This is a genomic window from Amycolatopsis sp. PS_44_ISF1 (assembly GCF_032335455.1).
In the GTDB taxonomy this organism is placed as follows: Bacteria; Actinomycetota; Actinomycetes; order Mycobacteriales; family Pseudonocardiaceae; genus Amycolatopsis.
The window spans coordinates 2,796,583-2,810,985 of the sequence record NZ_JANUXO010000001.1; the positions used below are offsets into that span (position 1 = coordinate 2,796,583).

General features: G+C 68.8%; 11 protein-coding genes. 3 read left to right on the top strand and 8 right to left on the bottom strand.

Features of this window, described 5'->3' with window-relative positions:
- Position 1: 1 nt before the first annotated feature.
- The 7 genes from NYF13_RS12845 to NYF13_RS12875 are packed head-to-tail and all read right to left on the bottom strand — an operon-like array spanning position 2 to position 9,937.
- Complete coding sequence (locus tag NYF13_RS12845; protein WP_315656533.1) at positions 2 to 538, bottom strand: dCTP deaminase domain-containing protein; 537 nt, start codon at positions 536 to 538, stop codon at positions 2 to 4.
- Positions 535 to 1,473 carry a diiron oxygenase gene (locus NYF13_RS12850; protein ID WP_315656535.1) on the bottom strand — a complete coding sequence of 313 codons (939 nt, stop codon included), beginning with the start codon at positions 1,471 to 1,473 and terminating at the stop codon, positions 535 to 537. Before NYF13_RS12850 ends, NYF13_RS12845 begins: the two co-directional genes overlap by 4 nt.
- Positions 1,470 to 2,684, bottom strand: coding sequence for an MFS transporter (locus tag NYF13_RS12855; protein ID WP_315656536.1), 1,215 nt, complete (start codon positions 2,682 to 2,684; stop codon positions 1,470 to 1,472). Before NYF13_RS12855 ends, NYF13_RS12850 begins: the two co-directional genes overlap by 4 nt.
- 53 nt (positions 2,685 to 2,737) lie before the next feature.
- Positions 2,738 to 3,532, bottom strand: a complete 795-nt coding sequence (locus tag NYF13_RS12860; RefSeq protein ID WP_315656537.1) for an alpha/beta hydrolase — start codon at positions 3,530 to 3,532, stop codon at positions 2,738 to 2,740.
- Positions 3,529 to 4,026 carry a 6-carboxytetrahydropterin synthase gene (locus NYF13_RS12865; RefSeq protein WP_315656539.1) on the bottom strand — a complete coding sequence of 166 codons (498 nt, stop codon included), beginning with the start codon at positions 4,024 to 4,026 and terminating at the stop codon, positions 3,529 to 3,531. The genes NYF13_RS12860 and NYF13_RS12865 overlap by 4 nt, the downstream gene beginning before the upstream one ends.
- Entirely contained in the window at positions 4,023 to 8,435 is a 4,413-nt protein-coding gene (locus NYF13_RS12870) for an SDR family NAD(P)-dependent oxidoreductase (protein ID WP_315656541.1), read from the bottom strand. Before NYF13_RS12870 ends, NYF13_RS12865 begins: the two co-directional genes overlap by 4 nt.
- Positions 8,432 to 9,937, bottom strand: a complete 1,506-nt coding sequence (locus NYF13_RS12875; RefSeq protein WP_315657330.1) for a non-ribosomal peptide synthetase — start codon at positions 9,935 to 9,937, stop codon at positions 8,432 to 8,434. The genes NYF13_RS12870 and NYF13_RS12875 overlap by 4 nt, the downstream gene beginning before the upstream one ends.
- Here NYF13_RS12875 and NYF13_RS12880 point away from each other — a divergent pair.
- A complete protein-coding gene (locus NYF13_RS12880; RefSeq protein ID WP_315657358.1) occupies positions 9,866 to 10,066 on the top strand; it encodes a hypothetical protein in 201 nt (66 codons plus the stop codon). The two genes, NYF13_RS12875 and NYF13_RS12880, sit on opposite strands and share 72 nt — an antisense overlap.
- A gap of 233 nt (positions 10,067 to 10,299) precedes the next feature.
- On the opposite strand, the gene folE is transcribed toward NYF13_RS12880, so the two are convergent.
- Entirely contained in the window at positions 10,300 to 10,893 is a 594-nt protein-coding gene (gene folE, locus NYF13_RS12885) for a GTP cyclohydrolase I (protein ID WP_315656542.1), read from the bottom strand.
- Positions 10,894 to 11,562: 669 nt separating this feature from the next.
- Between folE and NYF13_RS12890 the strand changes: the two genes are divergently transcribed.
- Both NYF13_RS12890 and NYF13_RS12895 read left to right on the top strand, forming a co-directional pair.
- Complete coding sequence (locus NYF13_RS12890) at positions 11,563 to 12,735, top strand: glycosyltransferase family A protein (protein WP_315656544.1); 1,173 nt, start codon at positions 11,563 to 11,565, stop codon at positions 12,733 to 12,735.
- Positions 12,732 to 14,396 carry a condensation domain-containing protein gene (locus NYF13_RS12895; protein ID WP_315656546.1) on the top strand — a complete coding sequence of 555 codons (1,665 nt, stop codon included), beginning with the start codon at positions 12,732 to 12,734 and terminating at the stop codon, positions 14,394 to 14,396. The genes NYF13_RS12890 and NYF13_RS12895 overlap by 4 nt, the downstream gene beginning before the upstream one ends.
- Positions 14,397 to 14,403 lie beyond the last annotated feature (7 nt).

The following is a 14,403-nucleotide window of genomic DNA, read 5'->3' on the forward strand; positions in this document are numbered from 1 at the left end:
CTCAGCCCGCCGAGGCCGGAAGGGCGGCGTCGACCCAGGAGCGGGACTTCTGCGGCCCCCGGGAGGCCTGGTACTTCCCGCAGTAGAGGTCGACTCGGCCGAGGGAAACGAAGAACATGATCTGCCCGATCTTCATGCCCCGGTACACGCGCAACGGCCGGACCGGTGAGAGCATGAGCGTCCACTGGCCGTGGAAGCCGATGTCCCCGATCGGCGCGGTGATCTCGACGAACAGCCCGAGCCGGCCGACCGACGACCGTCCGAACAACAGCGGCACGTAGAGGTCGGAGCCGACCTCTTCGTGGGTGTGGCCCAGGTAGAGCTGGCCCGGACGGAGAACGTACCCGTCCGGTCCGATGCCGATCGCCCGGGTGGGATTGTCGGCGCGGGCGTCGATGACCCCGTCTTCGTAGACGGCGAGCTCCTCACCCAGGCAGATGTTGTAGCTGTTCGGGTTGACCTGATCGAGCTGGAACGGCGAGATGCGGATCCGCCCGTCGCCGACCGCGGCCGTGATCTCCGGACCGGTGAGAATCATGGGTGCCCCTCCTGCGAAACGGCGCCGAAGTCGACCCGGTCCTCGAACCCGAGTTCGCGCACGAGCCGTCGCATCCCGCCGAAGTCCCGCACCAGCAGGCTGGCTCCCGGCTCCCGCAGGGTGTCCTGGATGATCTCTCGGTGGGCAGCGACGCCGCACCTCCGCAGGATCTGCTCCCACCACAAGAGGTCTTCGGCACAGAATGCGGTCAACGCGACCGGGATCCGGGCCGCGAAGAAGTCTCGTTGTCGACGGTCCAGTCGCGAGTGGACGTCCTTCGCCAGCTCGGTCAGCGCCGCCCCGTGCGCCGATTCGTCACGGGCGTGCAGACGTGCCACCAGGGCGTGCTGCGGCTGGATGGTGCGGTCGTGCGCGAGGAGCCCGAGCAGCGCGTTGACGGTCACCTCACCGACGGTGGTCCACAGCAGGAACAGCAAGTCCCGCTGCCAGCGTTCCGGCGCCGCGGCCGCCTGCACTTCCAGCGAACGCAGGAACAATGCCTTCGGGTAGTCCGGTTCGACGGTGACGCCACGGACCAAGCGGGTGCGCCGTGCGGCGATCATGTGCAGGTAGGTGTGCCAGGTTTCGTCGATGTAGCACTGCCGCGCCAGCTCGGCCAGATCCGGCCCGAGCGGCCCCGGGTACACCCGGCGGCCGAGACGTTCCAGCGTCGGGTTGACGACGTCTTCCTCGGCCCGGATCACCCGCTCGTTGTAGGCGAGCCAGCCCAGCGTGGTGATCCTCTGGCGGCGCTCGTCATCAAGAGTCCGGTACGAAGGGTGTCCGGCGAAAGGGATCAGGCTGACCGGGTAGTCCGGGATCGCGAGGTCGTAGTCTTCGGAGGTCGGCCGGTAGCCGTCGCGCACCGTCGCGCGTCCGTGCCAGGAATCGACGAGCTTCCTGACTGTGTCCGCGTTGATCGCCGTGCCGCTCACAACGCCTCCCGATGATCCACGGTGCGGATCGACCGGACGAGCAGGAGGCTGAGCATGAGTGCTCCCGCGGTGAGCTGCCCCCAGGCGATGATCGTGCCCGCCGGTGCCAGCGGGGCCAGCAGTCCGGCCAGCACGAACCCGACGGGCAGCATGCCCGAAGCGCCGAACGAGTCCAGGCTGAACACCCGGGCGAGCTTGTCCTTCGGGACCAGGCTCATCAACAGGGTTTCCCAGAGCACTGACGCGTACCCGGCGGCGAACCCCCGGGCGACCGACAAGCTCAGTGCCGCGATCGTGTCCGACTGGAGGGCGAGCACCGCGCACAGGACGTGACCGGCCGCCCAACCGGCGAAGACGACGACGGCTCTCCGACGGGCCACTGCTTTGCGGGCGCACAGCAGGGCACCCAGCGCATAGCCGATCCCGAGCGTTGTCTCGAACGCGCCCAGGGTCAGCGCACCGCCGGGAAAACGCTCGGAGACGAGCCGGGGAAGCAGTGTCTGGGTCGGCGCGTCCGAGAGCATCATCGCCAGCGCGGCGATCGGGATCGACCACATCAGGAGCGGGGTGGTCCGTACGTACCGCGCCCCCTCCACGGCGTCTTGGAGCGGGCTGGTGCCGGGCCGGGACGGCCGCGCGCCCGCGGTTCGGGCCAGCGAGATGAGGGCAGCAGCCCAGAAGAAGGTGCCTGCGTCGAGGGCGAAGACGATGCCGGGGCCGAGCGCGGCATACAGTGCGCCCCCGATGACCGGCCCGGCCACCACGCCGGCCGAACGGATGAAGCCGACGAGCCCGTTGGCCGAGGCCAGTTCTCCCGGAGGCACGAGCGAGGGCACGAGCCCGGAGAAACAGGGACCGAACAGCGAATCCAGGAGTCCGACGACGGCGGCGAACAGCACCAGGACGGTCAGGGTGATCTGATGCGTGAGCGTCATCGCCGCGACGGCCCCCATCACCAGCCCGCGCGCACCGTCGATGCCCAGCATCAGCCGTCGTTTGTTCCCCCGGTCGGCGATCACACCGCCGAACAGCAGGGAGGCCAGCTTGGCCGCGGTCACCACGCCCAGCACCAGGGCCACACTGCCCGCGGACCTGGTCAGGTCGTAGGTGAACCAGCTCAGGGTGATCGTGTAGGCGCCATCGCCGACGATCGACAGCGACTGGCCGGCGAAGAGCAGCCGGAAGTCCCTCCGCCGCAAGGCCGCGAACATTCCGGGCGGTGTGCCCGGAAGGCCGGCCGCCGGCCGGCTCGCCACTGGTTCGGTCATGCCTGCGGGCCGCCGTGCTGGGCCGCGATCCGAGGGCCGGCGAGCACCTCCGCCAGCGCCGAAGGCTGGTCGACGTGGACGGAATGGCCTGCCCCGGTGACGACCCGCTCGACGGCGCGCGGCACGGAGCCCAGGATCGCACCGGCTCCCGCAGCGGTCAGGAACGCCGACCACGCGCCCCGCACCAGCAGAAGGTCGACCGGCAGCGTGTGCAGAGCCTTCCGGATCGCGGCCTGCCGGTCGCCGTCTTCGGTGGATCGGGGCGGTGCCGCCCCGGGCGGAGGGCCTGGCGTCGCGGCGGTGATGGTGGAAAGGGTGTTCTCGCTGGCGAACGGATAGTGCTCGCGCAGGTGTGGTCCTGTGGTGCGGGGGCGTACCCGGGGCGTGGACGGGGGAAGGGACATCGAGACTCCCATCTGGTGCGGAAGCGGTTCGAGGAGCACGAGTTCCCGGACCGCTCCCAGTTCGTGAGCGAGCAACGTCGCCGGCGGGGCTCCGGAAGAGTGCCCGAGCACCACGGACACCCGCGCCCGCGCGGCGAGTTCGGCGAGCAGCCCGATCAGCCCGGCCATCCGGGCGTGAGAGCCCGCCGGTGCCGCGCTGGACCGGGCCAATGCCGCCAGGTCCGGGCAGAGGAGAGCGATGCCCGCTGCGGCCAGCCGCCTCGCCACGGGTGTCCAGTACGAGGCGTCCTGGCCCCAGCCGTGCAGCACCAGCCACCGTTCCCGGCACGGACCGGCGTAACCGGGCAGCACGGCGGCGAGCCGCCCGTGGCGGGACTGCGCACTCATCCCGGAGCGGTCCCGTCCAGCGTCACCGCGTTCTTGCGGCACTCTCGTGCCTCGACCCGCGAGACCCAGGCACGTCCGCCGGTGGTGCGGCGGACGATCTCCGAGGCGACGTCGTAGACCCAGGCCGCTGCCCCCTCCATGCCGGGACTCGGCATCACCCGAAGATCGAGCAGGCCCTTGGCGGCGAGTTCACGGAAGAGCGGAAGCTCGGGATCGGCCTCGGCGATGACAGTGGTGTGGTCGAACTGATCGCGCAACGCGGCCCGGACCTCCTTGAGCCCGCCGAAATCGACGACGAAACCGGTGTCCGGCTCCAGCTCGGAACAGGAGAATTCGAGCTCGAAGACGCGCTCGTATCCGTGCAGGAAAGCGCATTTGCCCTCGTGCGCCCACGAACGGTGGCAGCACGGCAGATCGTCGAAGAGCTTCCGGACCCGGAACGCGGTGGACCGGCCGGAAATGATCCCGGCTGGTGCCGGGTGGGTGGCAGTCATCGAAGCGAGCCTTCCTCCCGGAGTGCGGGCGACGCGATGCGGATTTCCGAAGACATCGCCTGCACCGTCGGATTGTCGAACATGGTGATCACCGAGAGCACGGTCCCGAAGGCCTGGCCGAGCCGGTAAGCGAGGGTCACGCCGAGCAAGGAGTCTCCTCCCAGTGCGAAGAAATTGCTGTCCGGAGCCACTTCGGTGACACCGAGGACTTCCTGCCACAGCGAAACCACGGTTTCTTCGACGTCGTCGAGCGAGGCAGGCTTGCCGGCGCCTTTCGAAGGCCTCGGTCCCAGTGGCCGACGCACCCACTGCTCGTACCGGGCTTCGAAATCCGCGGTGGAGACCAGGACCTGCTCCGGCTGGGCGAGGTTCATCATGCGCGAGTAGATTTCCGCGCCCTCGCTGGGCCTGATAGCGATCTCGGCGACGACACCGAAGTCGGGGGAGGCGAACGAAGGTGACACCACCGACTGCCCACCGGCGTCGTCCGTGCGCTCGCGGAAGATCCAGCCGTCCCAGTTCACACTCATCCACGGGACGTCGGCCGACCGGTTGCGCTCGGCGAACGCGTCCATGTACGCGTTTCCGGCGGTGTAGGCGTAGAAACCGAGCCCACCCAGCTGCGCCGAAAGGGAGGACTGCATGAGGACGAAGTCGAGTTCACGTCCGCGAAGGTGCTCCGCGAGCACGATGGTCCCATCGACCTTCGGCAGCAACCGGCGCTCGCAGTCTTCGGCGGTGGTCTCTTCGAGTCCGCGGAACGCCCGCTGGGTTTCGAAGACCCCGGCCGCGTGCACGACTCCGTCCAGCCGGCCGAAACGCTCGTCTATCCGCCGGAACAGTTCGGTGGTTTGCCCGGCTGAGGCCGCATCGCACCGGGCAGCCAGGATCTCACCGCCCAGTTCGATCAATTTTCGCAGTCGGATCACCCGTTCGGCCAGGAGCGGGTCCTGCGGAAGGGGCCCGTCGCCCAGCCAGGACTCTTCGTCCGGCACCGCCTCCAGGGCCGTGAGCACCAGCCGCGCCCGGCAGGTCCGCACAAGGTACTCAGCGAGAGTCATACCGATGCCGCCGAGGCCGCCCGTGATGAGGTAGACGCCGCGCTCCCGCAGACGCAGCGGCATCTTCTCCTCGTCCACGGGCGCGAGCGAACAGGGTTCGAAGCACCGCGCCCAGCGTTGGCCCGGGGTCAACGCGACGTTACGATCGGTGGAGAGGCAGGTCAGCTCGGCCAGCACCTCCGGAACCAGCTGCCCCGCGGTCAGCCCCGTGGTGTCGATGGTGCGCGCGGAGACGAAGGGCAGATCCTGCGGCATCACCAGTGCGGGTCCGAGCAGCAGCGCTCGTTCGGGAATCACTCCCTCCCCGTCGGCCCCGGCCGGATGGATCCCGGTGGCCACGATGTCGAGTTCCAGTGGACCAGCACCCTGCCTCGCCGCGAGCTCCTGCACCGCGTAGAGCAGGGTGTAAAAGCCCAGTCGGAGCTCGTTTTCCTTGGACTCCAGCCGTGCTTCGAGGGTGCCGCCATCAGCGAGCGACGTCAGACACCACAGATGGACGATCCTGGTGATCGGCTGGTCTTCGACCTCGAGGTCGGCGATCAGCCGACGAATGGCCTCCTCGTCGCCGGCGATGACACCGTCACCCTCACCGCCCGGCGCGATGACCGTGCACGGCGTTCCGGTCCTGGCCAGCCCCAGCGCGATCTCCTGCTGCTCAGGGCTTTCACCGGCGAAGACGAGCCAGCGCTCTTCCCCCGCTGGACGCGGACGAGGCTTCGGCCGACGTCGGAGGCGCCAGCTCGGGTGGTAGATCCAGTCGTCGAGGGAATCCTCGCGCTGGATGGTCCGCCGAGTGGTGCCGCTGCCCGCTGCGGCCGCGGTTGCCCTGGGCTGAGCCAGGTGCCGTTGCCGGTCGAAGCTCCGAGACGGCAACGAGACGAGGCCGCCGTCTTCGTGTCCCGGAGCCAGCGTTTCCACTTCGAACCCGCGGATCCACAGTCTGGCCAGACCCAGCAGATAGTTTTCGCGAAGCTTTTCTCCCGTCGCGAAAAGCTTTACCGCGTCTGAAGTGTCCGCGCCGGACTCGCCGAGCACGCGGGCCAGATGACCGTCTCCGCTCAGGTCGAGGATGGTGCACGGAGTCGTCTGCTGGAGCTCGGCCACCGTGGTCCCCACACGGGAGAAGTCCACCGGGCCACTGAGGTGGGTGCCCCAGTAGTCGTTTCCCGTTGCGGGATCGCCCTCCGCGGTCGGTATGAAGGCGTCGTTCGGCTGCGCAGCGTGGCCGACCGTGAGGGACACGAGCTTTTCCGCGAGCCCGCTCAGCACCGGAGAATGATAGGGCACGCCGAGCCGCAGCACTTTCGCCCCGATGGCCTCGGCCGCCAGCGTCGTGGTGAATTCGGCCAGATCCTCCTCCAGCACCGCGTAGACGTGGCGACGCGGGGACATCGTGATCGCGGGGATCCGGTCGGGGAAGAGGGCCGAGACGGTCTCCTGGCCGGCGTTGACGACCACCATGTCACCGGGCGGCGCGCCCTTCAGCAGGCGCGCGCGGACCAGGACGAGGTCGATGGCGGCTTCCCGCCCGATCAGGCCGGCTGCTGCGGCGGCCGCATACTCCCCGATGGAATAGCCCGCGATCAGGTCTTGGCGCACCCCGCGGGCGGCCAGCTGGGTGCAGAGCGCGAGCTGGACGACCAGGTGCAGCACCTGACCGGCCGGGCCCCCGGGCGGCGGTCCGGCGAACAACTCGGCGATGCCGGGCAGGTCCGGCTCGCGCCGGCGGGCTTCCTCCCAGAGCCGGTCGAACTCGCCGGTGAAGGCTGGTTCCCAGCCATGCAGGGCCCGGGCCAGCCGGAGCGGTTCTGCTCCCTGGCCCGGCAGGACGGTCACGATCCGGCCGACCGGCGCCAGCCAGCCCTCGACCGAGGTCTCACCCGGCCGGCGGAGGTTCTCGGCCACATCCGCGCGATCGGTGCCGACGGCCGCGTAGCGGTACTCGCGGTCTTGCCGCGCGGTGGCCAGGGTGCGCGCCACCGCGGCGACCGGCACGCCGGACGATACGAGGTGATCGGCGAGGGCCCGCGCCCCGGCGAGACAGGACTCAGGGCCGGCCGAAGACAGCCGGATCGAGACGGTTCCGTCGTCGTCCACCGTGGTCCGCTGCTCGCCGGGCGAAACCGAAGTGAGCACCGCGTGGACGTTGGTCCCGCCGAACCCGAACGAGCTGACCCCGATGAACGGCGGTTCGGTGCTCTCCGGCCGCAGTGGCCGCGGTTCGTCGATCGCCGCTGCCGCCACGACCGGGGCAGTAACGTTCGTGGCCGGCGGGATCACTCCGCGCGTGGCGATTTCACAGGCTTTGATGAAGCTCACGACACCGGCGCCCACGCGAAGGTGCCCGATGTTCGCCTTCACGGAACCCAGAGCGGGCAGTGAGCTCTCGCCGAACACTTCTTCCAGCGCGGTCAGCTCGGTCCGGTCGCCGAGTTCGGTCGCGGTTCCGTGGCATTCGAGGTACCGGACCTGCGCGGGCTCGATCGCGGCGACCGCCAGGGCCTGCCGGATGACGTCCCGCTGCCTGCTGCCGCGCGGGGCGGTGAACGAAGCCTTCTCGGCCCCGTCGTTGTTGACTGCCGATCCGGCCAGCGCCGCGCGGACGGGAAGTCCGTGCTTGCGGGCCGTCTCCGCGTCCGCGAGCACGACCAGGCCACCACCGGAGCCGAACACCGTCCCGCTGGCCGCCTCGTCGAAGGGGCGGCACGTACCGTCCCGCGACATGATTCCGCCCTGCTGGTGGAGATAGCTCATCGGCTGGGGGAACTCGACATCCATGCCGCCGGCGAGGGCGATGTCGCATTCGCCGGAAAGGATCGACTGCGCTGCGTAGTGCACAGCCAGCAGCGACGAAGAGCACGCCGAGCCGAGGGAGACGGCCGGGCCGGTAGACCCCAGTTTGTAAGCGATCCGGGTGGCGGCGTAGTGCGGGTCGCCGCCGAGCAGCGCCGGCAGCGCCGCAATTTCGTCCGCGGAGCGGTCCCACGTGTTCAGCAGGTAGCTGCTCAGCCCCGAGGAGACGAAGACCCCGAGGTCGTACTCCGGTGCCGCGGGCAGCACACAGGATGATTCGAGCGCTTCGACGGCGCACTCCAGCAGCAACCGCTGCTGAGGATCGATATCGGCCGCCTCGCGCGGCGAATAACCGAAGTAGCCGGCGTCGAAGTCTTCGAAACCCGGCAGAACGCCGTAGGCGTGCACCCGGCTTCCCGAGGTCGCACCGATATTGGTGGAGGCCCGGGTGATGGTGTCCCGGCCGTGCAGCACGGCATCCCAGAGCTGCTCGGGGGTCGCGCCCGCAGGCGTGCGGCAGGCGTAGCCCAGTACGAAGATCTCCCGGGTGCTCATTGTTGCTCTCCCCTCGGTCGTTGGCCGGCTCTGATCGTCTTGCGCCGCCGGGCCACGGAGTCGTTATGCGGATCCGGCACCCTGACCCCTCGGGTCGCGGTGGCCCAGTGCTCGAGTGCGGCGATCTGAAGTGAGATGCGAGGGCGGTCCATCAGGAACGCGGGGGTGATCCGGCGCCCGAGCTCGGCGGACAGACGGCTCGCGACGTGGGTGACGCCCAGCGAGTCGACCCCCAGCTCGAAGAGGTTGACGTCCGGGCCGGCCCCGTCGCCGAGCAGTTCCTGCCACGCGCGGGTGACGTGTCCGGCCACCGACCGGTCGGTGATCGGGCGACGCAGGGCGGCAGTCCGAGTCGATTCTCCTACCGACCGCGTATCGACTTTGCCGGAATCAGTGCGCGGCAGCGATTGCATGATCGACAGCCACACAGTCATCCGCCAGGGGAGGGCACGGACCAGCCGGGAACGCACCGTCTCCGGGCCCGGCCCACCGTCTCGCGGGAGGACGACGGCCACCAGGAGGCGATCCTGTTCCTCGCCGTAGGTGCCGGCTACCGCACAGACTTCGTCGGCAATCCCGGAGGCCAGTACCAGACGCTCCACTTCCTCCAGGTCGAGCCATTTTCCGCCGATCTTGACCGTGCGGCCGGTTCGACCCAGAACGCGCAGTCGTCGTCCGGGCCCCCAGGCGCCGAGGTCGCCGGTCGCGTACTCCCGCCTGCCGTCCCGTACGGTGAAGCGACGGTCGTCCTCACCGCCGGTGAAGTACCCGGCGGCCAGTGTCGGGCCCGCCACGTGGATCTCTCCGAGTTCACCGGATGGGGCCGGACCGATCGGGGTTCCGTCGCGCCGGCGGATGACCACCTCCACCCCGGGAAGCGGAGTCCCCACATCGCCGGCGAGGACCAGGGGAACCGAATCGCGGGTGACCTGACCCGTGGTCACCTGACCTGTGGTTTCGGCGGCCGCGTAGGTGTTGAGCACCACGGGTGGATGCGCTCCGGCGAGCTCGAACAACCGGGCGAGCGGGGCTTTGTGTGCCGACTCCCCGCTCAGCACGATGTGGCTCGGCAGCCGGCTTTCGCCGCGCTCGGCCCGGTCCAGCACGAGGGCCAGTTCCGAGGGCGTCAGCGACACCACGACCGGCCCCGTCCTGCGGTCGGGGTGGAGCAGTCCGTGCGCGAGGCTCTCGACCGACGGCAGGACCACGAGCGAACCGCCGGTCGTGAACGGCCCGAGGAGCTCGAAGACGGAGAAGCCGAAGATCGGTGAATGCACCTGGGTCCACCTCGCTCCCGGGGGCACGAGCGGGGCGAGCACGTCCTTCAGCAGTCCGAACACGGTCCGCAGACCGCCGCGGGTGATCACCGGGTACTTCGCGGGGCCGGTCGAGCCCGAGGTCCGCATGACATAGGCGGGTAGCTCGTCGGGGTGCTCGGCGGCTCCGAGGAGTTCTTCCCCGATCACGCAGGCGGGATCGCCCGGCCTTCGCGCGAGGTGCACCGGTGGAGCGTCCAGGTGGAGTTCTGTGCCGTTGCCGAGCCGGAGGACCCGGTCGACCGGTGGGACGTCGCCGGCCGGCCGGCCGCCGACGGCGACCGGCAGGTAGGCCGCCCCCACGGCCCACAGTGACAGAACGGCCACCACCGTCGCCGCGGAACGAACGGCGGGAATGGCCACGAGTGTGCCCGCTCCGACGCCCTGACCGGCGAACGCGCGGCTGTTGGCCGAGATCAGGGCGGCGACTTCGGCGCCGGTGCAGGAGGCGTCACCGTCCGCGAGAGAGTTCTCGCCCGGGCCGGCGGGATCGCCCGGACCCCCGGGCCCGAGACACATTGCGAAGACCGAGGCGGGATCGGAGTTGCTCACACCGGTTCGCCACCACGGCAAGCGAGGTCCAGGAATTCCCGGCGATCCTCCGCGGATTCGCGGAGCAGGCCGCGGAAGGCCATCGTGGTGGTCGAGGTACCGACGGCTCTGACCCCGCGGGCGGTCATACAGGTGTGGACCCCCTCTACGACCACTCCGACACCGCGGGGTTGCAGCCGGTCCTCCAGCCAGTCGCCGATCCGCACGGTCATGCGTTCCTGGATCTGGAATCCGCGAGAGCACGCTTCGACGACGCGGGCCAGCTTCGAGAGCCCGAGGATCGACCCACCCGGGATGTACCCCACGTGTGCGTTGCCGTAGAAGGGAAGCAAGTGGTGCTCGCACAGGGATCGGAACGGGATGGTGCGGGCGATGACCAGATCGGAATAGGCCTCGTCGTTGGGGAAGACGGTCATCTCGAACGTGTGCGGGCTGAGCAGTTCCCGGTATGCGGCGACGATGCGCCGGGGGGTGTCCGCCAGCGCGCCGTTGCTGAGGTCGAGCCCGAGGGACTCGAGCAGCACGGCCGCCGCCTTCTCCGCGGTCTCCGCGTCCGGCCGTACCGCCGCTAGTTGAGCTGTTGTCTGCATAGGTATTCCGCCTTGACTCTTCGGTCGCCGGCGCACGGCGAATAGTTAGTGCGGTTCAGGCGCAGAACTGGTGGCGCTGGCTGCGGGGCGCACGCTGGGTCATTTCGGGCGGGACGGCCGTCGAGGAGTTCTCCGTGGCGATCGGAAGTCCTGAGCGGCCGAAAGCCTTCCGTGTGTCAGCGCGATTTTCCTGCGCATACCCGGAGTTCGAACGTCGTCGAAAACGATCCGGAGGCGCAGAATCACTGTAGCGCCTATTCACAGCACCACGTCCAACCTGTGGCTGTCAAGCGGACACCGGGCAAGCTGCCGGACAAGACGAGAAGCCTTGTGGCCAAGGGTGTTTCGCAACCAGGACGGTAACTCGAAGGGCCGATCGGCGCCCGGGATCGCAGTTACACCCAGTGATCAGCAGTTGGTAGGTCGGATCATCCTTCTTGCCAGTGATCGGCCGGGTTGGTAGCGTGACGGGTCGGTCGCCATGGTGCAAGCGGATCCGTTCACCTTCGGCCTGGATGTCTCCGTGCTCGGTTTCTCTCTATGAGTTCTGCAGTTGTTCGCTGACGTGAACAACTGGCTCATGTTCGCGGAATTTTCCGTAAGGGGTGGGATGCATTGATGAGGAATTCATTGTCCGCCGGCAATTTCCTTACGGCTGGGCCGCTTGCCTTGGCGAAGGCGGTCGCCGGCAGCGTGGTGCTGGAAGTCGATGTGTTCGCCCAGACCGCGGCGCCGGATTACTGGAACTGGTCCGTGCCGGCGCACCGGACGGTCACGAGGGCGGCCAGAGCACTCGACGAAGACGGGATCGGCGCGTTGGCTGTGCGGCTCCAGGAGACACCGGGCGACGGCGCCGTCCACCATGAGCTGGTGCGGAAGGTGGCGCACTACTTCGCCAGCGAGAATCCCGACAAGCCATCCGAGCTGTGCGTGGCGGCGATGGAGGCGGAGAAGCTGTCCCGCCTTATCGTACATGTGGGCGAGGCGTGGCGGCCCGGTCCGGCCGATGAGGTGCCGATCGCAGCGGCGGTGCCGAACGCGCCACCGCCTCGCGCCGGCGAGCCGGTCGACGCCGCGGTGGTCATCCCGTTTCGCGGGAGCGGAGGAACCGCGCGGCTGCGAAACCTCCGCTGGGTCCTCGCTTCGCTGAACGACCAGACCGCCGGTCGCAGCCGGTACCGGATCGTCGTGGTGGAGACCGATGAGGTCCCCCGGTGGCGGCAGGAGATCCAGCCGCTGTGCGACACCTACCTCCACGCGTACAACGACGGCCGATTCAACAAGGCCTGGGCCGTCAACGTCGGAGTCGTCCACGGTGCCGCACCGGCCGAGGCCGTGTGCGTCCTCGACGCGGACATACTCGTCGACCGTGATTTCGTGGCCCGGGCGCTGGCGCGGTTCGGCGAGCCGGGGACCCAGGCGCACTGGCCGTTCCAGGACTTGCTCTTCCTCGACGAGGACAGCAGCAGGCGGGCGATCCGGAACCGGTGCGTCAGTGGTCGCCCGGAAGTCGATCAGCGGCTGCTGCGCGGGGTGTACCTGCGCCGCCCGCCGGGTGGTTGCCTCTGGCTCCGGACGAGTCTGTTCCGCCGGATCGGGGGAATGGACGAACGGTTCGCCGGCTGGGGAGGTGAGGACCAGGACTTCGAATGGCGCGTCGACCGGTACGGCGCGTTGGACCGGCACGCCGACCCGATAGTCCACCTCGATCATCCGCGTGCGCAGTACCGGGCCGACGACGGCACGCCGTTCTTCGAGGAGATCGGCTTCTGCAGTTGGCCGTGCGATTCGGCGATCGGTGACCTCGGTCGCTACGAACTCGACCGGAGGGGACGGGTGTGAGGCAGAGCGACGAGCAGCTCAGCTTCGGTTCGGACGCGGCGAAGCGAGAAACGGCGACGTGGTCCCAGCGGTTGCTCTGGAACGATGCGCAGTGGTTGATGCCCGACGACGCATACTTCAACATCGAAGTAGAAGTCCCGCTGCCCGGTGCGGTCTCGCGGCGACAGGTGCTGGACGCGATGGGGCTGCTGCTGTCGCGTCACGACACCCTGCGAACCCAGGTGTACCTCGACGATAGCGGTGAACTCCTGCAGGACGTGGTGAAGACGGGTTCCGTCCCGGTCCGGGTGGAACGAGACGAGGATCCGGACAGCGCTGCGAAACGGATCTTGAAGGAGATGCGGACGAGCCCGTTTCGGTTCCCCGGGGAGTTGCCCCTGCGAATCGCCGTTCTCGAGGACGGGGCCGCCCCGCGCCGACTGCTGATGGTGCTGTCGCACATACTGTTCGACCGCACCGGAGTGGACCTGCTGACCGCGGACCTCGAACGTCTGGTCTCGAACGCCGAGCTGCCCGGCCCGGGTGTTCAGCCGGTTTCGCGGGCGGTCTTCGAGCGCTCGGCGGAAGGAGCGGAGCTGTCCGAGCGGGCAGTCGGCCTTTGGCTGGAGACCATGGCTTCGGCTCCCCCGTCCACTTTCGACGGGTCACTGGGCAAGCCGGCGGAGCTCCGTTTCGTCCGGGTCGAAATGGCCTCTCCGGCGGCGGCGACGGCGCTGGAACTGCTCTCGTCCCGGCTGAACGTGACCAATTCGACGGTACTGCTCAGCTCGGTGGCTACGGTGCTGGCCGCGATCACTGGCCGGGACACCATCCTGTTCAAACTGATCGTGGGTAACCGGTTCCTGCCCGGCCTCGCCGAGCTGGCGGGTATCACCGTGGGAAACGCGCTGGTCGCGGTCAAGACGAACGGTTGTTCACTGAGCGAGATCGCGGCCGTGACCTCCCGCTCATATCTCAACGCGCAGGCCCACGCACAGTGCGATCCCGTGCGGCTGGCGGAGGCCATCCGCAGCGCGGACCGACGACGAGGAGCAGTGACCAGGTTCGGCACCTTCTTCAATGATTCCCGGTTGTCGCGGCCGGAGGCGGTAAGTGAGGCCGAGCCGTCCATCGAGGACGCCGAGGGGCAGAAAGCCCTGACCCGGATCAGGACCGTGGCCGGTTGGCAACGCCAGAACTTGGAGTTCTTCTTCGAGCCTTACAGCGGTGCGGATTGCGAGGTGTTCAGCGTGATCGTCGACACCGAACTGGTGTCGGAAGAGCACGCGCACGAATTCCTGCGAACTCTGGAATCTCTGCTGTTGAAGCAGTTGCGGTCCGATACCGGCGTCGAGGCGGCTCAGCTAGCCGCCGATGCTCCGGCGCCGGGGCCCGAGGGGCGCTGGATGCGGAAGGACGGGATCCTCGTCGATCTCCGCGTGGTCGAGGAAATCGTCCGAGCAGTCTCCGCGTGCCCCAGGGCGTTCGCGGTGTGCGAAGACGGTGAACTGATCGCGTACATCCCGAGTCCGGCAGCCGGCTTCGATCCGATGCGGCTGCACCGATCGGTGATGGCCCAGCTGGCCCGGTCGCGTCGTGCTGCGGCGCCGGACCGCTATGTGCAGCTGGTGTCGGAATCGGGCGAACGGGTGGTATTGGCTGCGGGCTCCGGTCGGGATTGAGCTGTCG

Coding starts and splice junctions, on each gene's coding strand:
- NYF13_RS12855 (WP_315656536.1), bottom strand. CDS start 2,684: ATGTTCGCGGCCTTGCGGCGGAGGGACTTCCGGCTGCTCTTCGCCGGC.
- NYF13_RS12865 (WP_315656539.1), bottom strand. CDS start 4,026: ATGACTGCCACCCACCCGGCACCAGCCGGGATCATTTCCGGCCGGTCC.
- NYF13_RS12845 (WP_315656533.1), bottom strand. CDS start 538: ATGATTCTCACCGGTCCGGAGATCACGGCCGCGGTCGGCGACGGGCGG.
- NYF13_RS12860 (WP_315656537.1), bottom strand. CDS start 3,532: ATGAGTGCGCAGTCCCGCCACGGGCGGCTCGCCGCCGTGCTGCCCGGT.
- NYF13_RS12870 (WP_315656541.1), bottom strand. CDS start 8,435: ATGAGCACCCGGGAGATCTTCGTACTGGGCTACGCCTGCCGCACGCCT.
- folE (WP_315656542.1), bottom strand. CDS start 10,893: ATGCAGACAACAGCTCAACTAGCGGCGGTACGGCCGGACGCGGAGACC.